The 22,037-nt window shown below is 71.2% G+C and carries 12 protein-coding genes; 2 read left to right on the top strand and 10 right to left on the bottom strand.

The window, feature by feature from the left end:
* Window positions 1–16: 16 nt before the first annotated feature.
* The 6 genes from C6Y14_RS45560 to eccD form a co-directional block, all read right to left on the bottom strand.
* On the bottom strand, window positions 17–3,670 hold the full coding sequence (locus C6Y14_RS45560) for an AAWKG family protein (RefSeq protein ID WP_107018904.1): 3,654 nt from the start codon (window positions 3,668–3,670) through the stop codon (window positions 17–19).
* Window positions 3,671–3,792: 122 nt separating this feature from the next.
* The gene (locus tag C6Y14_RS24300) at window positions 3,793–4,260 is read right to left on the bottom strand and encodes a type VII secretion system-associated protein (protein ID WP_107018903.1); all 468 of its coding nucleotides are present in this window, start codon (window positions 4,258–4,260) and stop codon (window positions 3,793–3,795) included.
* Window positions 4,261–4,470: 210 nt separating this feature from the next.
* Window positions 4,471–4,779: a WXG100 family type VII secretion target gene (locus C6Y14_RS24295; protein ID WP_107018902.1), complete on the bottom strand. Its 309-nt coding sequence runs from the start codon at window positions 4,777–4,779 to the stop codon at window positions 4,471–4,473.
* A gap of 85 nt (window positions 4,780–4,864) precedes the next feature.
* Complete coding sequence (locus tag C6Y14_RS24290) at window positions 4,865–5,200, bottom strand: hypothetical protein (protein WP_107018901.1); 336 nt, start codon at window positions 5,198–5,200, stop codon at window positions 4,865–4,867.
* Window positions 5,201–5,694: 494 nt separating this feature from the next.
* Window positions 5,695–7,275 carry a type VII secretion protein EccB gene (eccB, locus tag C6Y14_RS24285; protein WP_107018900.1) on the bottom strand — a complete coding sequence of 527 codons (1,581 nt, stop codon included), beginning with the start codon at window positions 7,273–7,275 and terminating at the stop codon, window positions 5,695–5,697.
* 57 nt (window positions 7,276–7,332) lie between these two features.
* Window positions 7,333–8,739, bottom strand: a complete 1,407-nt coding sequence (eccD, locus tag C6Y14_RS24280; protein ID WP_107018899.1) for a type VII secretion integral membrane protein EccD — start codon at window positions 8,737–8,739, stop codon at window positions 7,333–7,335.
* 475 nt (window positions 8,740–9,214) lie between these two features.
* Between eccD and eccCa the strand changes: the two genes are divergently transcribed.
* On the top strand, window positions 9,215–13,252 hold the full coding sequence (gene eccCa / locus C6Y14_RS24275) for a type VII secretion protein EccCa (protein ID WP_107018898.1): 4,038 nt from the start codon (window positions 9,215–9,217) through the stop codon (window positions 13,250–13,252).
* Window positions 13,253–13,454: 202 nt separating this feature from the next.
* Here eccCa and C6Y14_RS24270 read toward each other — a convergent pair whose 3' ends face one another.
* The 4 genes from C6Y14_RS24270 to C6Y14_RS24255 all read right to left on the bottom strand — a co-directional run bounded on the left by C6Y14_RS24270 (window position 13,455) and on the right by C6Y14_RS24255 (window position 20,336).
* Complete coding sequence (locus C6Y14_RS24270; RefSeq protein WP_107018897.1) at window positions 13,455–14,720, bottom strand: S8 family serine peptidase; 1,266 nt, start codon at window positions 14,718–14,720, stop codon at window positions 13,455–13,457.
* On the bottom strand, window positions 14,717–18,034 hold the full coding sequence (locus C6Y14_RS24265; protein WP_107018896.1) for a right-handed parallel beta-helix repeat-containing protein: 3,318 nt from the start codon (window positions 18,032–18,034) through the stop codon (window positions 14,717–14,719). The genes C6Y14_RS24270 and C6Y14_RS24265 overlap by 4 nt, the downstream gene beginning before the upstream one ends.
* Before the next feature lie 185 nt (window positions 18,035–18,219).
* A complete protein-coding gene (locus tag C6Y14_RS24260) occupies window positions 18,220–19,461 on the bottom strand; it encodes an RICIN domain-containing protein (RefSeq protein ID WP_107018895.1) in 1,242 nt (413 codons plus the stop codon).
* On the bottom strand, window positions 19,458–20,336 hold the full coding sequence (locus C6Y14_RS24255) for a type VII secretion system-associated protein (RefSeq protein ID WP_404828821.1): 879 nt from the start codon (window positions 20,334–20,336) through the stop codon (window positions 19,458–19,460). The genes C6Y14_RS24260 and C6Y14_RS24255 overlap by 4 nt, the downstream gene beginning before the upstream one ends.
* A gap of 413 nt (window positions 20,337–20,749) precedes the next feature.
* On the opposite strand from C6Y14_RS24255, the gene C6Y14_RS24250 reads away from it, so the two are divergent.
* The gene (locus C6Y14_RS24250; RefSeq protein ID WP_225891245.1) at window positions 20,750–22,015 is read left to right on the top strand and encodes a mannose-binding protein; all 1,266 of its coding nucleotides are present in this window, start codon (window positions 20,750–20,752) and stop codon (window positions 22,013–22,015) included.
* Window positions 22,016–22,037: the final 22 nt, after the last annotated feature.

Here is a 22,037-nt window from a genome sequence, read left to right as displayed (position 1 = left end):
CGGACCCCCACCGTGCTCACCGCCCGATCACGGCCGGTGTGCCGCCCTCCTCGGTGCCCCACACGTCCGCGTCCTCCTCCAGGTAGTCGGAGCTGGTGGCCCTGCGGCCCGGCTCCGACTCCTCCTCGGAGGACTCGCCGGCGCCGCCGGTGGTGTTGACCCGGGAGGCCGGGGCCAGGAAGGTGTCGCTGTCCTCCTGCCGGTTCCACGGGTTGCGCCTGCGGCGGTTGCGGCGCTCGCTCTCCTCGGCCGCGTCGACCAGGACGGAACGCACCCGCTCGCCGTTGCCCTTCTCGGCGCCGCCGCCCATGCCGCCCGCGCCGCCCATCGGCATACCGGGGCTGCCCGGTGTCCCGGGGGCGCCGGGGGTCCCGGCCGAGGCCGCCGCGGTGGTGGCGGCGAGCGGGGAGGCCGCGCTGTCCGAGAGGGGGGCGACCCCGGACGAGCTGAAGTCCGAGGACAGGCCGTCCGACCCGTTGAGGCCGCCGCCGGTCGACCCGAGGCCCGTACTGCCGCCGCCGAGGTTCAGCTCGGAGAGCGGCACGTCCCGGGAGGTGGTGCCGCCGCCCCCGCCCCCGATGCCGTCGAGGTCTCCGAGGCCGTTGAGGTCTCCGAGGCCGTCGAGGACGCTCGACCTGTCGTTGTTCCCGTTCGTGTTGAGGTCGTGCAGGTCGACCCGCTCGGTGTTGCCCTGCGCGTCGGTGACGGTGGCGATGCCGGTGTCCGGGTCGATGACCTGCTTGCTGCCGTCCGGGAAGGTGGTGGTCAGCTGACCGTTGTCCAGACTGGTGACGGAGCCGTCCGGGTTGGTGAAGCTCGCACCGTGGGTCAGGTCGGTGGTCGTGGTGGTGCCGTCCGCGTTCGTGGTGGTCAGCAGCCCGTTGTCCGGGTCGAACGAGCTCTCGCTGCCGTCCGCGAACGTGGTGGTGAAGTCGCCCGCGTCGTCGAGTTCGACGTTGCCACCGGTCGGGGTCTCCAGCCCGTTCTGATCGCCGTTGAGGTCCCCGAGGTTGCCCAGGTCGTCGATCGACTCGGTGGTGATGTCGTTCAGGTCGCTCAGGTCGTTCAGGTCGTTCAGGCTGTTCTGGCTGTTGAGGTCGCCCAGGTTGCCGAGGTTCTCGGTGGTCGTCTTGCCGTCCGGGTCGACGGTGGTCGCCTGGCCGGTCGTGGGGTCGACGGTCTGGGTGGTGCCGTCCGGGAACGTGGTCGTCAGTTTCCCGTCGTCACCCATCGACGTCACCGAACCGTCCGGGTTCGTCACCTTCAGACCGTCACCCAGATCCTGCGTGGTGACATTGCCGTCCGGCGACGTGGTGGTCAGCGTCCCGGTGTCGGGGTCGAACGAGGTGCTGCTGCCGTCCGGGAAGTCGGTCGTCAGGTCACCCGCGTTGTTCAGCTGGGTGTTGGAGCCGGTCGGGCCGTCGAGCACCCCGTCGCCGTTGGCGCTGCCGTTGAGGTCGGTGAGGCTGCCCAGGTCGGTCGTCGTGGTCGTGCCGTCCGGGTTGGTGGTGATCGCCTGCCCGGTCGTGGGGTCGACGGTCTGGGTGGTGCCGTCCGGGAACGTGGTCGTCAGTTTCCCGTCGTCACCCATCGACGTCACCGAACCGTCCGGGTTCGTCACCTTCAGACCGTCACCCAGATCCTGCGTGGTGACATTGCCGTCCGGTGACGTGGTGGTCAGCGTCCCGGTGTCGGGGTCGAACGAGGTGGTGGTGCCGTCCGGGAAGTCGGTGGTGAGCTTGCCGCCGTCGGCCTGGGTGTTGCCGCCGGTCGGGGTCTTCAGGGAGTTCAGCGAGCCGAGGTTGCCGAGGTTCGAGGTGATCGGCCCCAGGTCGGTCTCGCCGTTGCCGTTGCCCTCGCCGTTCCCGTTGCCGTTGATTCCGTCGAGGTCGCCGAGGCTCTCCGTGGTGACCGGATTGTTCTGGTTCAGCAGGTCGTCGAGGCTGTCGAGGTTCTGCTGGTTGGCCGGATTGTTGGGGTCGTTGATGCCTCCGAGGCTCTCCTGCACCTCCTTGGCCTGCTCCTCGGCCTCGCGTTTGGCCTCTTCCTGCTCGCGCTTCTGCTCCTCGCGGAGTTCGTCCGCGTACTTCTTGTCCTCGTCGCGCTGCTGGTTCTGCTCGTTGCGCAGTTCCTCGGCCTCGCGCTTGGCCTCCTCCTGCTCCGCCTTCTGCTCGTTGCGGAGTTCCTCCTGGTACTTCTTGTCCTCCTCGCGCTGCTTGTTCGCCTCCTCCCGCAGCTCGTCCTGGTACTTCTTGTCCTCCTCGCGCTGCTCCTCCTGCTCCTTACGGAGTTCCTCCTGGTACTTCTTGTCCTCCTCGCGCTGCCGGTTCTGCTCCTCCCGCAGCTCGTCCTGGTACTTCTTGTTCTCCTCGTTCTGCCTCTTGATCTCCTCCTTCTCCTCCTCGGCCTTCTTCTCCTCGTACTCCTCCGAGGCCGTGCTGGTCGACTTCGGCTTGGGCACGTTGTCCGCGAAGTCCTCGCCGAGTTCGAGGAAGTGGTTGTTCAGGTTCGACTGCACCGTGGCGGCGGGCTTGCTCAGGTAGTCCTCGACGCCCTGGCTCCAGACCTTGACCGCCTTGTCACCGACCTTGGCCCAGTTGGCGATGTCGGTCAGGTCGCCGTACTCGGGGTGCGTCTGGGTGAAGCCGCCCTGCGGGCTGTGCCGGACGGTGGTGGTGTAGCGGTTGCTGGTGGACGTGATGTTCGTCTTGGCGACGTTGTTCGCGTCCACCCACTGGGCGAGGTCGTCCAGGACGTAGCGCAGCACCTGGTGCGGGTCGTAGTACGGGGACTTCGCCCAGGCCAGCCAGGCCTCCAGCAGCTTGCTGGCGGAGTCCTCCAGGTACTTGCGGCCGAGCGACAGGGCGCGCGAGTACACCGTGTTGCCGGTGCCGGTCTCGTCGCCGGTGCCGGCCGAGGAGTCGAAGGTCTCGATGTAGGCGTCGTAGTTCTCGCGGATCTTCTTCAGCAGGCTGCGGAAGACTTCCGCGGCTTCGCCCTTCCAGCTGGCGTCGTCCTTGCTGAAACGGTCCTCCCAGTCCTTCAGGACCACCTGGTGGTCCCGGAAGAACTTGGCGGCGTAGTCGAAGGACTCGCCCGTCCGGTTGAAGGAGTTCAGGTCCACCGCTTCGCTGCCGCCCACGCTCAGATTGCTGAACCGGGCGTTCTGGGTGCCGCCCCTCAGCAGCTCCAGGAGCGCCGTCCGCGGCCCGTTCATGTACCGGGCGAGCGGGATGGTGGACATCTTGTCCTTGTTGTAGTCCGTGAACTCGTTGCCCTCACGGACCTGCGCGTCATTGACGTTGTCGGAGCCGGGACCGGCGAAGATGATCTCCTCGCCGGCCTTCACGCGGCCCTCGAACACGATCCGGGCCTGCATGATCTTCGTCTTCTTGCCGCCGTCGAAGAAGAAGATGTCGTAGTCCTCGCCGGTGTTGGTCAGGAACCCGGAGTCCTTGACCATCAGGCTGAGGCTGCGCTCCTTGATGTCCATCCGGAAGAGCTTGCCGCCGTGGTCGGAGCGGAGCGTGTCGAAAATGGTGCTGCGGTCCGGCACCGGATAACCGGTGATGTGTTTGACCAGGGTGGCCCAGACGTCACTCGACGGGTCGCCGGCGTTGTCGAACTTGTCGAGGTTGGTGCCGGAGTTGGGGTCGTAGCGATCGGCCACCGGGCGCCCTTTCTGGTCGGTTGTCGTCCGCACCGGCACACCGTGTCTTCGTACGGGTGCGCGGGCGTGGGGGTCTTACGGAGCGCGCCGGCCGGTCGTGGCCACCGCCGGCACGGGCGGGGTCAGTCCTCGTCTTCTTCTTCCGTGCCGCCGGCCGTGAGGGTGTCGACCTCTTCGAACGTCTGCAGCAGGGTCTGCGCGTCGATCGCGTCCAGGTTCTTGTTCTTGGTCTTGTTGGCCTCCTCGATGGTGTCCGAGAGGGCTTCCTTCAGCTCTTTGAAGAGCTCCATCTGGTCGCCCAGCAGCTTGTCGATGGCCTCTGCGGTGGTGCGGACGCCCTCGATCAGCTTCGGTCCCGAGACCAGGGGCTCGGTGGCCATCTTGCCGATGCGCAGGAGCTGCTGGTTCTGGTCGAGGTTGTCCGGGGTGGTGTGCCCGTCGACGAGGTGGCCGAGCGGGCGGATGGTGGACCCGTCGCCCTCTTCGCGGTGCTTCTTGGCCGCCGTGTAGACCGGCTGTACCTCGTTGTCCCGGAAGTTCTCCATCTGCTTGAGGTCGAAATGCTTGACGTCGGCCTTTTCACCGGCCATGGGACGATCTCCTGCTGCTGGGTGCCGGACGGGGGTACGGGCGGCCCGGTGGGCCGGGTGGGGCGGTGGGTGCGGACGGCGGCCGGTCCGGCGGGCCCGGAGCCCGGGTCCGCCGGACCGGCCGCCGATCACACACCTACGGCGTCTGGCCCTTGCCCGCACCCCTCGGAACTGGCGGGGGACAGGCTCGGGCCGGACACGGCTCGGACCCTAGCGGGCCCGGACGTTGCCCCAGTTGTCGGCGCTCTTGCGCTCGTCACGGGAGTGGTTGTCGTGGATGGTGCGGATCAGCTCGCCGTTGTCGCCGAGGAGCCTGGCCATGTTCTTGGTGGCGTTGTCCCACTCCGCCTGGACCACGCGGTACTGCTCCTGGTCCGCGCCCTCCCAGGTGCTGACGAGCGGCTTCAGCTCGTCCTCCAGGTTGTTGAGGGTGTTGATGATCACCTGGGTCTGCTCCAGCAGTTCCTCGATGGCCTGCTGGACCTTGGGGTATTGCACATCGATGATGCCGTCGGCCATGACGTCTCCTCTCGAAGGCCGGGCGCCTGGCCCGGGAAGCTCACGAAGTCCGGCTCCACCGAAGGAAGCCGGTACCGCGGGTGGGTCAGCTCAGTGCTTCGAAGACGCCCTGGCTGGTCTTGCTGTTGAGAACCTCGGTCAGGTCCTGGTTCTCCTTCGCCAGGCGGTTGGCGGAGGTCACGTTCTCCTGCAGCGCGTCGATCATCGTGCTGATCTGGACGACGACCTTCTGCGCCTCGGTGTTCCAGCTGCGGAAGAGCTTCAGCAGTGCCTGGCCCTCGTCACCGCCGACTCCGGAACGCGCCGCGATCTCGGCGACGTTGTTCTGGGTCTTCTCGACCGCGTTGCGGGCCGACTCCAGAGAGGAGACGCCCCCCAAGCCCTTGGCATAGTCCGCTTTCCTTGCGGCGCTGTCCGCCATGTCACGCTCCCTTCGTTCAGGCGCGTCTCACGCACCGTTGCCCGCTGAGGCTAAAGAGAAAACAGGGTTCCGCGCAACGCGTGCAGGCAAGATGTGAGTAACAGCCGGTTCGGTAGAATTCGCCTGTATGGCAACGGAGTTGTGCGAACGTTGCAGCTGGATGAACGGGACGCGCGTAGTTCCGGGGATACAGCGCGTGAACAGCCCCCCGGACACCTGCGAAGCGGGCGGAAAGCGGGCACGCGAGGAGTCCGAACGGTCATGGAGAAGCGTCGCGTTCGGCATTGTGCACGTTCCCACGAGATTCTCCGGGGGCGGTCCGCCGAAATTTTTGAGCTTCTTTTGAGGTTACCCATTCGTATCCGAACGCCCTGGGCCTCCCCGCCCCGCGTCATCGGTGCCGAGTTCGGCCCGAATTTTTCCTTGTGCTCGTCCTTTTTCTTTTCCTTTTCCCCTGCGCGACACAGGTTCCCTGCCGCAATCGACGGGCGGCGTCAGCCTCGTGACGCGGCGCCCACCGTGCCCACCACGTCCGCCTTGCCGCCGCTCTCACGCTTCTCGGGCTCCTTGGCGGCTCCGCACGCGGGGGCGGTGGTCCTGGGTTCCGTGGCACCCGCGGCGGCGGCCGGATCGAGGTCCGCGCCGGTCGGGAAGGCCGCGAGCAGCGGCGCCGGGACCGAGCCGATGTCGGAGGCCTCGTAGCCGAGTGCCGCCAGCGATTCCTTGGCGGAGACGCGGTACTTCACGCCGTTCTCCGCCACCAGGTAGGTGGTCCCGGCGTGCGCGGCGCCGCTCGCGTGCAGGGCCCGGACCAGGGCGCCGTGCCCTGGACGTACGACCGTGGCCTCCGTGGGCACACAGGCCGGTTCCAGCGGCTGCGCGGTGCCCGCCGACACGGCGACCGGGCTCAGCTCGGTCAGCGGGACCAGGACCGACCTGATGCGTACGCCGCCGTTGTCGCCGTCCACCTGGGCGCAGAGCGCGCTGCCGCGCTCCGCGGACTGCGGAAGGGGCGGAGTGTCCGGCAGTTCGGCGGAGGCGGCGTCGGCCGCGTCCTTCGCCGCGTGCTCGCGCAGCGCGTCCGCGCCGACCGTGCGCACGTCGGGCGACTGTCCCTCGTAGGCGTCCTTCTGGGTGGCCGGGTCGCCCAGTACGAGGGCGGCGCCGAGCCGGGTCAGCGGTACCAGGCCGTCCTTGCGCAGCAGGTGGTAGGTGCTGCCGCCGCCGACCACGCTGACCTTGAACAGCTGGCCGACGCGGCTTGCCTCACCGCCCAGTTCGGGACCTTTCTCGCCGCGTCCCGGCACCGCGGGCGGCTTCAGGGCGGGGCCGGGGGCCAGCGCGTCGAGGAAGGCCGCGGAGACGGGCATCGGCTCCTCGGAGCCGTAGCCGAGGGCGGTGCGGGCGTCGGAGGCGCGGTCGAGCGGCAGCCTGCTGCCCCGCCACACCAGGTACTCGGTGTCGTCCGGGCCACTCACGAGCACCCCGCGGTCGCGGCCGATGCCGCGCGAGTCCAGCGGCATCCCGGCGGCCACGGTGGTGGCTCCGGGCTTGTCGACGCCGGTGGTGGCCACGACGCCTGAGGTGTTGGCCAGTGCGCCGTCGGGCCCGGTGACGCACATGTGCCAGGCGCCGTCGTCGAGCTGCCCGGCGGCCGGTACGGCGTCGGGGGCGCCGGGGATGCCGACCGGGGAGCCCACCGGGACGCCCTGCAGGGAGGGGGTGTGCACGTCGGCGGTCGCCAGGTCGTTGCCGCCGATCAGTTTCGCCGAGGCGTAGTTGCGTACCGGGTGCAGTACGCCGTCGGTGCCGGTCCACAGGTACCGGGCGCCGGTGTCGCGGTTGACCACCAGGTGTTCACCGTCGCGCCAGCCGTCGTTCCCGCCGGGGCGCAGCAGACCGTACACGGTGGCGCCCGCACCGATCAGGACGGTCACCAGGACGCCGAAGACCACTCCGCGGGTGGTGCGGCCCAGCGGGCTCTCCGGGGCGTCCGGGTCGGCCATCAGCAGGCCCGAGCTGAGCCTGCCCATCATGAAACTGTGGGCGTGTACCTGGTCTCTTTTGGACTGCACGGCCTCTCCTCAACTCCTTCTGCGTGCCGGGCGTGCGGGGGTGTTCAGCGGGTGTGCTCAGCCGAACAGGCCGCGCAGCCAGCCGAAGAGCCCCGCGGCCCAGAGGGCGAACGGCAGCAGCGCCACGGCGAGGCCGGTGTGCGCCAGTTCGGCCGCGCGGCCCCAGTACGGCAGCACCCGGCGGCCGGGCACCGTCCAGGCGGCGATCACGAGGGCGGCGGCGGCGCCGAGGAGCACCGCGAAGACGACCGCACGTCCGGTGCCCTCGTGGTCCGCCGCCCAGGCGCGGGCGAGCAGCAGCAGGCCGAGGACGCCGGGCACGGCCAGGGTCAGGCGCTGCGAGATGTGCACCAGTCCGCGGCAGTGCAGGAGCAGCAGCAGGGTCAGTGCGAGGGCCGTGAGCGTCTCGGGCAGGTTCGGCTGCTCGGTGAGGACGACCAGGGCGGCCAGGGCGATGACGCCGGTGGCGGCGAAGAGCGCGGTGACCCAGCGTCCGGCGAGCATGGTGCGCTCGGCGACCTCGTCGCCCGCGTAGGGCTCGATGCCTTCCTGGAGCTGGGCGGCGGAGGACGGCAGCGAGGGCAGTCGCATCCCGGCCAGTTTGAAGGCGAACGGCGCGACCGCTCCGGCGGCGAGCGCGACCACGGTGGCCACCAGCGCCACCGAGGCCTGCACGGCGAGGCCGGTGTAGCCGATGAGTCCGCCGGCGATCGCGGTGGCCACCGAGACCAGCGCGGTCGCGAACAGGGCCGGGGCGCCGACCGCGGTGGCGGCGAGCGCGAGGACCGCGCCGCCCGCGCCGGCGGCGCCCGCGGCGAGCAGCCGGGCGCCGATGACCTGCCGTGCGTCCGCGCCGGTCAGGTCGCCGCCGGGCAGCAGCCAGCCGGCCAGCGCCAGGCAGGGCGCGACCAGCAGGCCGAGCGCGGTCGCGGAGAGGCGGTCGCCGACGGCGCGGCTGGCCGAGCCGGCGCCCGCGAGCAGCAGCAGGCCGGTCACGGCCGCGTAGGCGACCCGGGAGAACCCGGAGTTGGGCGTGCCGGGCCACAGGACCAGCGCGAGGGCGGCCACCACGGTGGCCGCGGTGGTGCCCACCAGGAGCGCGCGGGCCGCTTCGGGGTGCCAGGTGTTCAGGCGCCGGCCGGCGGTGTCGGCTATGCCGTCCACGAGGTCGTCGAGGCGGGCCTCGGGCAGGGCTTCGGTGTGCGGGCGCAGATAGAGCACGGCGCCGTCGGAGAGGCCCGCGTGGGCGAGGGTGGTCTCCTCGTCGAGCGGTGCGTCGCCGAGCTGCTGGAGGACCCAGCCTGCGTGGTCGAGACCGGCTTCTTCCGCCTCTTCGCCGACGTAACGCAGCAGCGTGGGCAGCAGATCGGCGACCGGTACGTCGGCCGGCACGGCCAGATCGACGGAGACGCTCGGCGCACGTACGGTCAGGCGGCACAGTTCGGCCACAGCGCTGTCGGTCATCAGCGTAACTCTCGTCTTCCGTGGGGGCTTTGACAGGAGGACTTCCCCGGGGCAGTGGGAGGGCCTCCCCGGGAGAGGGATGTGCGAAGAGTACGGAAGGCCCGCGCGCGGTCGGGAACGGGGGTGCCGGGCCGGTGAATTTCGTCCGCGCGGACGGCGACCGCCCCTCCCGCGTGGACAGGTCGCGTTCCGTGAATGCAGACTACTGCCTACGCCCGCCGGATCGTGCTGCGGACCGGACTCATTGTCCGGTATGGAGTTGTCCAACACGGGAGTTGACCGTCCCCGCTATCCGCTCGAAACATTCACCCGGCGTTCCGCGCGTGACGCGGTACCGGAGAATGGACTCGGCGTGGTCTTTCCCGCTGCCGGATGTGCCGGTATTGGGTGCGGGCCGGAAAGCCAGTAAACCCGGAGGTTCTGTTCCTTGAGTGTCGTGCTGTTTCGCCGGCCGGCCCGCAGACGCGGACCGCAGATGCCCGAGGGGCAATTGACCCTTCAGGAGCCACCGGTCCTCGCCGAGACCGTCCCCGACACCTCGGCGATATGGACCTATTTGCCGATGGCGCTGATGTCGGTGTCGATGATGCTGATGTTCCTGCGCCCCGGCGGCGGGAACGGCGTCTTCATGTATCTGGCGATGGGCGTCATGGCGCTCTCCGCCGGTGCGATGCTGCTGGGGCAGCTGATGCGCCGCTCCAGCGAGCGCAAGCAGCGCCTGAAGGGCGAGCGCCGCGACTACCTCCGGTATCTGGCGCAGACCCGCAAGCGGGTCCGGTCCACCATCACGGAGCAGCAGCGCGCGCTCGCCTGGCGTCACCCCGACCCGGCCTCGCTGCGCTCACTGGCCCGCACGTCCCGGCTGTGGGAACGCCGCCCGGCCGACGAGGACTTCGGCGAGGCGCGGCTCGCGGTCGGTGAGCAGCAGCTCGCGCTGACCCTGCAGCCGGTCTCCACCCGCCCGGTGGAGGACCTCGAACCGCTGTGCGCGCACGCCCTGCGCCGTTTCATCCGCGCGTACTCCACCATCCCCGAACAGCCCCTCGGTCTCTATCTGCGCTCCTCGGCCCGTGTGCTGGTGCGCCCGGCGGAGGCTCCCGGCCAGCCGGCGCCCACCGAACCGGGCGTGCCCCCGCAGGGGGAGAGCGGCACGGCCGAGAGCGGCGTCCCGGCCGAGGGCCCCGGCGCCGAGGCCGTACGTGCTCTCGTGCGGGCCGCGCTCGCCCAGCTCGCGGTGTTCCACGCACCGGAGGAGCTGTGGATCGCGGTCTGTGTCAGTGACGATCGGCGGCCCGACTGGGAGTGGGTCAAGTGGCTGCCGCACGCGCTGCACCCGCACGAGGAGGACGGCGCGGGCCAGGTCCGCCGGATCACCGCCGAACTCACCGAGCTGGACGACCTGCTCGGCGCAGAGTTCGCCGAGCGGCCCGGCTTCGACGCGGATGCCCGCCCCGGCCGTGACGAGCCGTACACCGTGGTCGTCCTGGACGGTGTCAGTGTCCCCGAGGGCCATCGCTGGGAGGGGCAGGGCTACCGCAACGCCGTGGTCCTCGACGTCTCCGGGTCGCTGCGCTGGAAGCCCGGCCGCAACACGCTGCGGCTGACCGTCGGGCCGGAGCAGGTGAACCTGGTGCGCACCGACCGCAGCCGCAAGGAGCGTTCCGTGGCGCTCGGCCGCCCCGACCGGCTCGGGCCGCTCGGCGCGGAGTCGCTGGCCCGTCTGCTCACGGCCCGCCGGATCAGCCTGGGCACCGACATCTCGCAGCCGCTGGAGACCGATGTCGAGCTGACCACTCTGCTCGGCATCCCCGACCTGCACCGGCACGACCCGCAGACCCTCTTCAGCAAGCACATCGGCTCCGCCCGGCTGCGGGTGCCGGTGGCCGTCGGCGTGGACGGCCGCCCGGTGGAGCTGGACATCAAGGAGTCCGCGCAGGGCGGCATGGGCCCGCACGGCATGCTCATCGGCGCCACCGGCTCCGGCAAGAGCGAACTGCTGCGCACCCTGGTCCTCGGCCTCGCCCTGACCAACTCCTCCGAGACCCTCAACTTCGTCCTGGTCGACTTCAAGGGCGGCGCCACCTTCCTCGGCCTGGAGGAACTGCCGCACACCTCCGCAGTCATCACCAACCTCGCCGACGAGGTCGCCCTGGTGGAGCGTATGCAGGACGCCCTGCACGGTGAACTCATGCGCCGCCAGGAGCTGCTGCGCTCCGCGGGCAACTACACCTCGGCCCTGGAGTACGAGCGCGCCCGCGCCGCCGGGACCGACCTCGCACCGCTGCCCAGCCTGTTCGTGGTGGTCGACGAGTTCAGTGAACTGCTCTCGACGCACCGCGAGTTCATGGACCTGTTCGTGATGATCGGCCGCCTCGGCCGTTCACTCGGAGTCCATCTGCTGCTCGCCTCGCAGCGTCTGGACGAGGGCCGTATGCACCAGTTGGAGAGCCATCTCTCGTACCGCATCGGTCTGCGTACGTTCTCCGCGATGGAGAGCCGCGGTGTGCTCGGTGTACCGGACGCCTACCAGCTCCCGGCCTCGCCCGGCAACGGCTACCTGAAGTCCGGTGTGGAGGCGCTGACCCGGTTCCGGGCCGGCTACTCCTCGGGCACCTACCGGCGTCGTACCGGCGCCGTGGTGCAGGCCCGGGTGGCCAGCCAGGTGGTGCCGTGGACCAGTGGCTGGGTGGTGCCCCGCACGCTGGAGGCCGCGCCCGAACCGGAACCGGAGACCGAGGAGAGCGAGGAGGACGAGGAGACCCTGCTCGCGGTGGCCCTCGACCGGCTGCGCGACTCCGGTCCCGCCGCCCACCAGGTGTGGCTGCCGCCGCTGGACGAGCCCACTCCGCTGGACGTACTGCTGTCCGGCCTCGCCCCCGACCCGGTACGCGGCCTCACCGCCGTCAACTGGTCCGGCACGGGCAAGCTGCGGGTTCCGGTCGGCCTGGTGGACAAGCCCTTCGACCAGCGCCGCGACCCTCTCGTCGTGGACCTCTCCGGGGCCGGCGGCCATGTCGCCATCGCGGGTGGCTCGCAGAGCGGCAAGTCCACCCTCATGCGCACCCTGATCGGTGCGCTCGCCCTCACCCACACGCCCGCCGAGATCCAGTTCTACTGCCTCGACTTCGGCGGCGGCGGTCTCTCGCAGCTCGCCGCGCTGCCGCACGTCGGCGGTGTCGCGGCGCGGCTCAACCCGGAGCGGGTGCACCGGGCGGTCGCCGAGGTCATGACGCTGCTCGCCCGGCGCGAGCAGTTCTTCGTCGACCACACCATCGACTCCATGCAGTCCTACCGCCGGCGCCGGGCCGCCGGGGAGTTCCCCGACGAGCCGTTCGGCGATGTGTTCATGGTCGTCGACGGCTGGTCGACGGTCCGCCAGGACTACGACGACCTGATCCAGAAGTTCAACGAGCTGGCCGCCCGCGGGCTCAACTACGGCATCCACCTGCTCATCACCACCACCCGCTGGGTGGAGCTGTCCGCGCAGGTCCGCGACCAGGCCGCCACCCGCCTCGAACTGCGGATGGGTGACCCGATGGACTCCGAGATCGACACGCGCAAGGCCCGTTCGGTGCCGCGCAGCGGTGGTCGCGGCATCACCGCGGACACCAAGATGCACTTCCTGGCCGGGCTGCCCCGCCTGGACGGCAGCGGCTCCCTCGAAGACCTCGGGGACGGCGTCGGGCACCTCGTCGCGGAGGTCGCCAAGCACTGGCCCGGCGCGGTGGCCCCGCAGGTCCGGATGCTGCCGCACCGGCTTCCGCTCGCCGAACTGCCCGCGCCCGAGTCCACCGAGGGTGACGGCATGCGGCTGCCTCTCGGTATCGACCAGGACGCCCTGGAACCGGTCTGGCACGACTTCAGCCGCACCCCGCACCTGGTGGTGGTCGGCGACACCGAGAGCGGCAAGACCAACCTGCTGCGCCGCATCGTGGAGGGCATCACCACGCGGTACTCGCCCACCGAGGCGAAGATCATCGTGGTCGACTACCGGCGCACCCTGATCGACACCGTCCCTGCGGAGTACCGCATCGGGCACGTCATCTCCCTGGACAACCTCAAGGAGACCATCGAGGGCGCGGCGCGGGCCATGAAGACCCGCGTCCCGGGGGCCGACATCGCCCCCGGGCGGATGCGCAAGTGCGACTGGTGGACCGGCCCCCGCCTGTTCATCCTCGTCGACGACTACGACATGGTGTCCGGCAGCTCCTTCCAGAGCCCGATGGAGCCGCTCTTCGAGTATCTGACGCTCGGCTTCGAGATGGGTCTGCACCTGGTGGTCGCGCGCAGCGCCATGGGCGCGGGGCGCGGGCTCAGCGACGGTCTCATCCGCCGCCTGGACGAGGCCAACAACCCGGCGGTGCTGCTGTCCTGCCCGCCCACGGAGGGCCGCCTCTTCGGCAACGCGAAGCCGCGGAATCTGCCGCCTGGCAGGGCCCTGCACATCGCCCGCCGCCGCGAGCGTCTGATGCAGACGGCACTGGTGGACGAGCCTGCGCCCCAGACGGACTGAAGGTAAAAGATTGCGCCGTTCCCCGCGCCCCTTTTCAGGGGCGCGGGGAACGGCGCAATCTTTTACCCGCAAGGGGCGCGGGGAACTGCGCGACCAGCCCCCACCGAGCCGCACCCACCAAGCAACCCGCAGGCCCACCGCCTCAAGGGGCGCGGGGAACTGCGCGGCCGGCCCCCGCCGGCCCGCAGGCGACGAGCGGCCGTCAGTCCCCGTCCGCTTCAGCGGCGACCGGTCGCGCGGAGGCGGAAGCAGCGGCCGGCCGCCACCCCCGTGCCCGGGCCCGGGGAAGGGCGAAGGCGCCCCACAGAACGGCAAGAACGCCACCCGTGCCGAGGACCACGAAGAGCGTCGCCCGATCGGTGGCCCGATCCGCCGAGGCCGTGTCGCGCACGGTCACGGGATCGGCGGCCCGCTCAGCCCCACCGGCCGCGGCGGAGTCACTGAGGACCGTGGTGACGGCGGCGTAGGCGTCGAGCTGCGGGATGTCCGCCGGGTACGCGGTCGCGGTCAGCCGGCGGGCGACGTCGTCGGCCGAGTCGTCGGGCCGGGCGGCCCGCACCGCCGCGGCGGCCCCGGCCGCGTAGGCGGCGGCCACCGACGCGCCCGCGCCGAGGTAGTGCCCGTCCCCGCGCGGACCGCCGGAGACGACCCCCGCGCCAGGGGCGACCAGGTCGACACCGCTGGTGGCCAGCGCGTTGTCAGGCCGGACCCCGGCGGGAAGCATGTCGGCGACCGACAGGACACCGGGTTCGGCGGCAGGCCAGTAGCTGCGGGGCGGGATCTCGTCGGAGGCCGCGGCCCCTCGCGGCGGATCCGGCGTGGCCGCGGCCACCACGACCGCCCCCGCCCGCCGCGCGTCAGCGACCGCACGCGTCAGCTCCGCGTCACGGCGTGGCAGGGCCACCGACACCGCGATGACGTCGGCGTCGGCCTCGGTCGCCGCGCGCACCGCCGCCACGACCAGCGCGGAACTCGCCTGCCCGCGCTGGTCGGTGCCGCGCAGGGCAAGGATTTTCGCACCGGGGGCGACACCGGTCAGTTGCGCACCGCCTCCGCCGGCCCCGGCGATCAGTCCGGCCAGGAAGGTCCCGTGCCCGACACAGTCGTCAGCGGCCGTGCCCTGGGCGGTGACCCGGCCGTCGAGACCTTCGGCCCCGGTGTCGACACCGGTGTCGATGAGGGCGACGGTCACCCCCGTACCGCTGCTGTACCCGTGCAGCCGGTCCAGGTCGAGGCGCTGACGCGACCAGTCCTGCTTCTTCGCCTTCTCACGGGAGGCGGGGGTGCAGGGCGCGTCCGAGTCGAGCGAGGACGGCATGCCGGGCAGTTCCTGGCCCTTCTTGCCGTCGGCCGCCGGAACGCGCGCCAGGGGCGCCGCCTGGGCCGTGACGGCCGTGGGCAGCAGCAGGGCGGCGACGCAGCCGACCCCGGACAGCATGCGGGCGGCCCCGCGGGCGGACGTCTTCATCGGGGAGCCGCCTTCGGGGTCACGGCCACGACGTCGCCGGGCAGGAGGATGCGCAGGTCGTCCAGGGTGGGCGCGGCCAGCGAACTGAGCCGCCCCGCCTGCCGGGTGACCATCGACTCGACCACCTGGCGGGCCAGGCGGGCGTTGCCGAAGGACCGGTCCCGGGGCAGCGACTCGAAGTACTCCTTGAGCAGCGGGCCGGTGCCGGGCCCGCACTCGTAGCCCATGTTCGCGGCCTGGGTGCGGACGATGGTGACCAGTTCCTCCGAGGAGTAGTCGGCGAAGGCGATCCTGCGCGGGAAGCGCGAGGACAGGCCCGGGTTGGAGGCGAGGAAGCGCTCCATCTCGTCGGTGTAGCCGGCGACGATGACGACGACCTCGTCGCGGTGGTCCTCCATCAGCTTGAGCAGGGTGTCCACCGCCTCCTGCCCGAAGTCGGCGCCGTTGCCGCGCGGGGTGAGGGTGTACGCCTCGTCGATGAACAGCACACCGCCGCGGGCCTTCTCGAAGACCTCGCGGGTGAGCTGGGCGGTGTGGCCGATGTAGCGGCCGACGAGGTCGGCGCGGGCCGCTTCGATCAGCTGGCCCCGCTGGAGGACGCCTAGCTGGGTGAGGATCTCCCCGTATAGGCGGGCGACGGTCGTCTTGCCCGTACCCGGCGGACCGGTGAAGACGAGGTGGTTGCTGAGCGACGGTACCGGCAGCCCGGCGGCGGCCCGGTGGCGGGCCGTGGTGATGAGGTTGACCAGGTCCGCGACCTCGCGCTTCACCTCGGAAAGTCCGATCATGTCGCCGAGGCGGGTCAGCGGGTCGTCGGTCGGGACCGCGGTCCCGGCCGCGTCGGTGACGGCGGTCGCGGAGACGTCGTCGGGCAGCAGCAGCCGCAGGTCGCGCTCGCCGACCTGCTGCTGGGAGGCGAGCCGGACCGCCTGTCTGTCCACCATCTCCTCGAACACGCCGCGCGCGGCACGGCCGTTGCCGAAGCCCTCGTCCCGCGGCATGGCCTCGAAGTGCGCGGCGAGCGCCGCCTCGGTGCCCTCACCCAGTTCGTACTGGTGCTGGGCGCACATGTTCTCCATGATCGCGACCAGTTCGGGCACCGAGTAGTTCTCGAACTCGACGGTCCGCGAGAAGCGCGAGGCGAGGCCCGGGTTGGAGGCGAGGAAGGAGTCCATCTCGCGTGAGTAGCCGGCGGCGACCACCACCACGTCGTCGCGGTGGTCCTCCATCAGCTTGAGCAGGGTGTCCACCGCCTCGCGGCCGAAGTCGGCGCCGCCGTTGTTGCTGTCCGAGGTCAGCGTGTACGCCTCGTCGACGAACAGCACGCCGCCGAGTGCCCGCTGGAAGGTCTCGGTGGTCTTTATGGCGGTTCCGCCGACGACCTGCGCGACCAGGTCGGCGCGGGAGACCTCCACCAGGTGCCCGCTGCGCAGGGAGCCCAGTTCGGCGAGGATCGCCCCGTAGAGGCGGGCGACGGTGGTCTTGCCGGTGCCGGGCGGGCCCGCGAAGATCAGGTGGCGGCTCATCGGCGGGGCCGACATGCCGAGCTGCTCGCGGCGCTGGGCGAGCTGGGTCAGATTGACCAGCGTACGTACCTGTTGCTTGACGTTCTCCAGGCCGATCAGCGCGTTCAGGGCGCCGAGCGGGCCTTCCGGACGGTCCGCCGCGGGCGCGTCCGCGGCGCCGGAGCCGGCCGGGTCGGTGTTCTCGGCGCTGCCGGAACCCCACGCGTCCCGCTTGCCGTTGCCGTTGCTGTTCAGGCCCTCCACGGCCAGCCGCTCGCCTGGGGCGGTCTGCACCAGGCCGCCGCCCTCGTTCTCCCGGGCGAGGCAGTTCACCAGGGAGACCGGCGCGGTGGACTCGATCCGGAAGCCGTCCTGGGCGCCGCCGGAGACCTCGCAGCCGCTGAGCGAGGCGAGCGCGCCCTCTCGGAGCAGGAAACCGTGACCCCGGGGGGCGTGCACCGAGGTGCGGTTGGCGGTCAGTTCGCCGCCCGCGGCGACGACCACGCCCTCCTCGCCGGATATCTCGATGCGGAAGTCGCGGACGGTGACGTTGCCGCCGTCGTCGACGACCAGGCCGTTGGTGGTGGTGTCGGAGACTCCGCCGCCGGCCAGGTAGAGGGTGCTGCCGGAGGCCACGCGTACGCCCGCGCCCTTCGGCCGGACGATCTCACAGTCCTCCGCGCGGCCCCGGGCGTCCTTGGAGAGCACGATGCCGTCGCCGGAAGGCTCCACCAGTCTGGCCCGGCGCAGCAGCGGGTTGGCGCCGCCGCGCACCGCGATGGCGGGCGAGCCGCCGATCACCTCCAGGTGGTCGAGCTCCGCCGCCGAGTCCTCCTCCAGGAGCAGCCCCGTCTGGTCGCAGTCGCGGACCGTCAGACCGGTCAGGGCCGGGGAGGCCGCCCCGGCGACCCGCAGGGCGGCGCCCTGCGCGCCGTCCACCCAGCAGTCCTCGAAGGTGCCACGTGACCGGTCGGTGACCAGCACGCCGTGTCCGCGGGTGCGCGAGACGCGGCAGCGGCGCAGCACCGGGTCGGTGCCCTTGGCCAGGACGATCCCGTTCCCGGACGAGCCGGTGACGCGGACGTCCTCCAGCGTCGTTCGGCCCCCGCTGCTCAGGTGCACACCGGTACTGGTGTCGTGCACCACCGTGCGGATCACCGAGAGGGAGCTGTTCTCCTCCAGGGCGATGGAGGGCTTGTCGGTGGAGGAGATGTCGCAGTCCTCGACCGTGCCGCGGGATTCGCCGTTGGCGAGCAGGCCGTTGCCGCGGGCGTCGCGGACCGTGCAGCCGCGGACCCGTGCCTCGCCCTGCTCCGCGAGGACCAGGCCGCTGGTGCCGAGGTGCTCGAAGGTGCAGGACTCCACGGTGGTGGGCGTGGTCGAGGTGACCACGATGCCCGCGCCCTGCGAGTTGCTCACCCGGCACTCGCGCAGCGCGATCGAGCCGGTGCCCCCGGCCAGCAGCGCGGTCCAGGCGGAGCCGATGATCTCGCAGCCGTCCAGCGCGGCCTGTCCGCGCCGCACATCCACGGCGGGCTGCTCGGCGTCGCCGCCGCGCAGGGTGAGTTCGGAGAGCATCACGGCGTCGGCGCGCAGCGCGAGCACGACGCCCGAGCGCGGCCGGATCTCCACGGTGCCCCGGCCCTCTTCGGCAGTGAGGGTGACCCTGGTGTTGATCACCAGGTTCTCCGCGTACGTCCCGGGCCGGACGCTGATGAGCGCGCCGGTACGGGCAGCCGAGAGTGCCTCACCGATCGTCCGGTAGCGATCCCGGTCCCCCGGACCGACCGTCAGTACCTGGCGCGACACGCACCAACCTCCTTGCCACGGGGGCTTCCTCTACGGGCGCCCCCTCACCGGGGGCGCGTGTCGGTGAAACCGACGGTGCCATCATGCCTCGCCCTGGGGCGGGCGGGTGCCGAGAGGGGTGCTCCCGGGCTGTCCGGACCCTTCTCGGGCGGTCCGGGACCCTCTCGGGCTGCGGGCGCCTTGTCTCAGACGCTCCACTTCTGGTTGTCGGTCCCCGCGCAGCTCCACAGCTGCAGCCAGGCACCGCTGCCCCGGTTGTTGTCCTTGATGTCGACGCACTTGCCGACGACGGTGTTGACCAGGTCGTGGCTGGCGTTCAGCACGAACTTCTGGGCGGCGTTGCCACTGCACCGGGCGATCTGGATGGGAGTGCCGTCGTTGTAATTCGCATTGGCCACGTCCAGGCAGAGGCCCTTGATCCGGACGGTGCCGTCGGAGGCGAACTGCCATTTCTGGGCGGCCCCGCCGTTGCAGTCCCACACGAACAGCTTCTTGCCGTCGCCGAAATCGCTGCCCGGTACGTCGATGCACTTGCCCGAGAGGTGACTGCGCAGGGAGACGGGGGCGCTGAGAGTCACCCCCGAACCGGCCTTCGTGCCCTGGCTCTTGCCCCCACCGGACGTCGTCTTCCCGCCGCTCTGCTTCGCCGGTTCTTCCTTCTGGCCGGAGTCCTTCCCGGCGGCGTCCTTCCCGGCCCCGCCGTCCTCCTCGCCCTTGCCCTTGTCTTTGCCCTCGCTCTTCGCCGGGGCGGACGTGGCGGCGTTCTGGGCCGATTTGCCCTGCTGGACGGGGTCCTTCTTGCCGTCGGGCGCGGAACCCGTGTCGGGCGAGGTCTCCGCGAACTCGCCGGGTACTTCCTGGGCGTTGCCACCCAGCACGGTTCCGGCCGAGGCCGGTCCCCTGCGGTTCTCGTCGTCGTCCCCGCCGAGCATCAGCAACGGCACGGACACCAGCAGCGCACCCGCTACGGCGGCCCCGGCCAGCACGGCCTTGCCCGGCCGGCCCACGGGCCCGGTCTGCTGCTGCGGCCGGTCGATCGCGGTCGCCGTCATGGTCCGTACGAGCGCGGGGAGCCGGCTCTTGGCCTCGGCGGCGGCACCCGGTTCGGCCTCGGCCTCTGCCTCTGTCTCTCCGCTCTCGGAGTCGCCGTCGGCGTCCGCGGCGACTTCGGACTTGGTCCCGGCCTCGGCTTCCTGCACGGGTTCGGGTTCGGGTTGGAGCGTGCGCTCCGGCTCGGACCCGGGCTTGGTCTCGGCGACAGCGGCGGTGGGGCCGGAGGCAGGGGCGGAAGCGGAGGCTGTGCTGGAGGTGGCAGTCGTGGCCGTCTCCTCGCCGACGGAACCGGAACCGGAGCCGCTACCGGAATCGGAACCGGAATCAGCGGACGCACTCGGGGAGGCAGGGGGCTGCTGGGCCGAAGATGTCACGGGGTCCTCCCTGCGATGTGGGGGCTGTGAGGATGGAGTTCAGGAGAACTGTCGACAGGTGGCGGCGCGCTCGCAGTGCCGGTGCCAGTACTGGTGTCGATGCCTGTACCCGCGCCTGTACGGTCCGCCGCGGCGGTCTCCTCGACGCCCGGTCCACGTACGGGACCGAGAATGCTGTCCGCCGGGACCAACAAGGGGGCCGCGGCTGCGGCGTTGACCATCAGCTGGGTGCCCGAGCCGCTCAGTGACCGGGCCAGCTGCCGCGCCGGAAGCCTGCCATGGCGAAGTACCGGGGACATGAACTCGTGTGCCGGTGAGGTGAACAACAGCACCACCGGTGCCCCGTCCTGCCCGGTGGCCGTGAGCGGTCCGCCGTCCGGCGCGCGCACCACGGTCACCTCCGCCTCGGCCAGTGCCGCGAGTGCCTCGTCCACCGTGCCGTAACCGGTGGCGGCCCGTTGCGCCGCCGCGTCCACCGGGTCGGTGGGCTCCGGCCAGCCGAGCACCTGGGCGGAGGGCCGGTATGCCGGGTTGGCGCGGTACTCGCCCACGCCCCCGCTCTCGTCCGACTGCCACTCGCCCAGGACCGCCCACTCCGGCGGGGTCCGTTCCTCGGTCCACTCCGGGTCGACCACCCCGATCCAGTGACCGGGAGCCCGGCGGGCAGCGGCCCGTACGGCCTCGGGTATGTCGTGGCTGTCGGGGCCGTCGGTGTCATCCAGGGTGCTGACGGTGTCCGCGGTGGCCGGTACGTCCGTGATGCCGGTGGCAGGTGGCTCGGTGGCAGGTGGCTCGGTGACGGCGGTCCCACCGGAGCCGTCGGGCACCGCGGGCAAGGCGTCGTGCCTGCCCTCCTGCCGTTCTCCGGGCCGCATCTTCACCTGAACTCTTCGGTCCGTACGGATTCCTGGGTGCCGCACCTCACGCGCGCACGCCGATGCCGATATCGATCAGATCGGGGAGCCAACAGGATGCCACACGTGCCCCACGCGTGGGGCGTTGGGGCAGACCCGTATCGGGCGACCGCGTGCCCGTTCGCTGCCCGGATGGGGAACTTTCCGGGAGCAGTGAGGCGTGGGTGGACAAAGCGAAGGGGCGGTTGGGGCTGAGGGTGCTGCTGTCACCCCTGCGACGGGCTAGGTTGGGTTCGCCATCGGACCCGTCCATGTACAAGTGCCCTGTACCGCCTTGTACACGTGCCTTCCATCCGGACGTCCACGCCAGGGCCGTACGGGAAGGCCTCGCAGCTCAGGAGGGCATCGGATCGGCCCAGCCGTTGTTCGGGCCGGTGCCCACCACCGACAGCTCCGCCACCGAGGAGGAGTACCGCATGTCCCCCCAGCACCACACCCCCGGCGCGAACGCGGAGGGGGCCGCCGCCGGCGCGGAGGAGGCCGAGTCCACATCCGCGTCCCCACCCGCGTCGTCGTCGGCACCGGACGAGCGAGCACCGGCCTCTGCCGAGGCTCCTGAGACCTCTGAGGTCTCCGAGGTCTCTGAGACCTCCGCGGCCTCCGAGTCGTCCAAGACTTCAGCGGCCTCCGAACCCTCCCAGTCCTCCAAGCCCTCGGAGTCCTCCGAGTCCTCCGAGGTGAAGTCAGGCACAGCTCCGGCCGGGAGGCGGGGCACCACCCCGGCCGCGGAGACCGGCGCCGACCCGGCCGGCAAGAGCGCCACCCAGCCGGCCGGGGAGGCCGCAGGCACGCCTGCCACGCCGTCCACCCCCGCCGCTCCCCCCACCCCCACCACCCCTTCGGCGCCCTCGTCCACGGCGGAGACCGCCGAGGCACCGGAGTCGCGCGCGGAGGGCGTCGCCGTGGCGGCGGCCGTCGCGACGACCCCGCCGGGCACGAAGACCAACACCGGGGTCAACAGCGGACGCCCCCGCAAGCCGGTCCTCGCGGGAGCCGCGATCGCCGGTGCCGTCCTGATCGCCATACCGCTGCTGCTGGCCGGGAGCGCGCAGGACGACGGACGCCCCGACACCAAGGGGTTGGCCGCGGAGGGTTCCGACACCGTCCTGAACGCGACTTCCGCCCCTGCCGGCCTCGACGACTACGTGGCCGAGACGCCCAGTTCGTCCCCGCGCAAGGAGAAGCCGAAGAAGGTCGAGGCTCCGCAGGTCGTTCCCAAGGCCGTCGCGCCCTCGCCGGAGGCGAAGACGAGCAGCCCGGCGGCGAAGAAGTCGAAGTCCCCGGCCAAGGACAAGCCGAAGGCGGACCCGAAGCCGAACTGGGGCACCAAGACGGTCTACGCGACCACCGTGCTGCAGTCGGGCCAGTCCTGGAGCACCAACCGCATCCGCATGGTCATGCAGGGCGACGGCAACCTCGTCGTCTACAACGAGAAGAACAAGCCGATCTGGGCGTCCATGACCTTCGGCAGCAACCACCGGGCGATCTTCCAGGAGGACGGCAACCTCGTCATCCACAACGGTGACGACCGTCCCATCTGGGCCTCCAAGAGCCACGGTCACGCGAACGCCCAGCTGATCCTCCGTGCCGACGCGAAGGTGGTCATCCTCCACAACGGCGGAGTCATCTGGTCGACCTGACCCGCGCGGCCCGTCGCACGAC

The sequence above is a fragment of the Streptomyces dioscori genome, from assembly GCF_003024195.1.
Classification (GTDB): Bacteria; Actinomycetota; Actinomycetes; order Streptomycetales; family Streptomycetaceae; genus Streptomyces; species Streptomyces dioscori.
The sequence above is the reverse complement of the archived record's forward strand: the minus strand, read 5'-3'. Positions and strand labels throughout refer to the sequence as shown.

What these genes read in the sequence shown, in the direction of transcription:
- C6Y14_RS24300 (WP_107018903.1), bottom strand. Translation starts at nt 4,260, where the DNA reads ATGGCCGGTGAAAAGGCCGACGTCAAGCATTTCGACCTCAAGCAGATG.
- C6Y14_RS24295 (WP_107018902.1), bottom strand. Translation starts at nt 4,779, where the DNA reads ATGGCCGACGGCATCATCGATGTGCAATACCCCAAGGTCCAGCAGGCC.
- C6Y14_RS24290 (WP_107018901.1), bottom strand. Translation starts at nt 5,200, where the DNA reads ATGGCGGACAGCGCCGCAAGGAAAGCGGACTATGCCAAGGGCTTGGGG.
- eccD (WP_107018899.1), bottom strand. Translation starts at nt 8,739, where the DNA reads ATGACCGACAGCGCTGTGGCCGAACTGTGCCGCCTGACCGTACGTGCG.
- eccCa (WP_107018898.1), top strand. Translation starts at nt 9,215, where the DNA reads ATGCCCGAGGGGCAATTGACCCTTCAGGAGCCACCGGTCCTCGCCGAG.
- C6Y14_RS24270 (WP_107018897.1), bottom strand. Translation starts at nt 14,720, where the DNA reads ATGAAGACGTCCGCCCGCGGGGCCGCCCGCATGCTGTCCGGGGTCGGC.
- C6Y14_RS24255 (WP_404828821.1), bottom strand. Translation starts at nt 20,336, where the DNA reads ATGCGGCCCGGAGAACGGCAGGAGGGCAGGCACGACGCCTTGCCCGCG.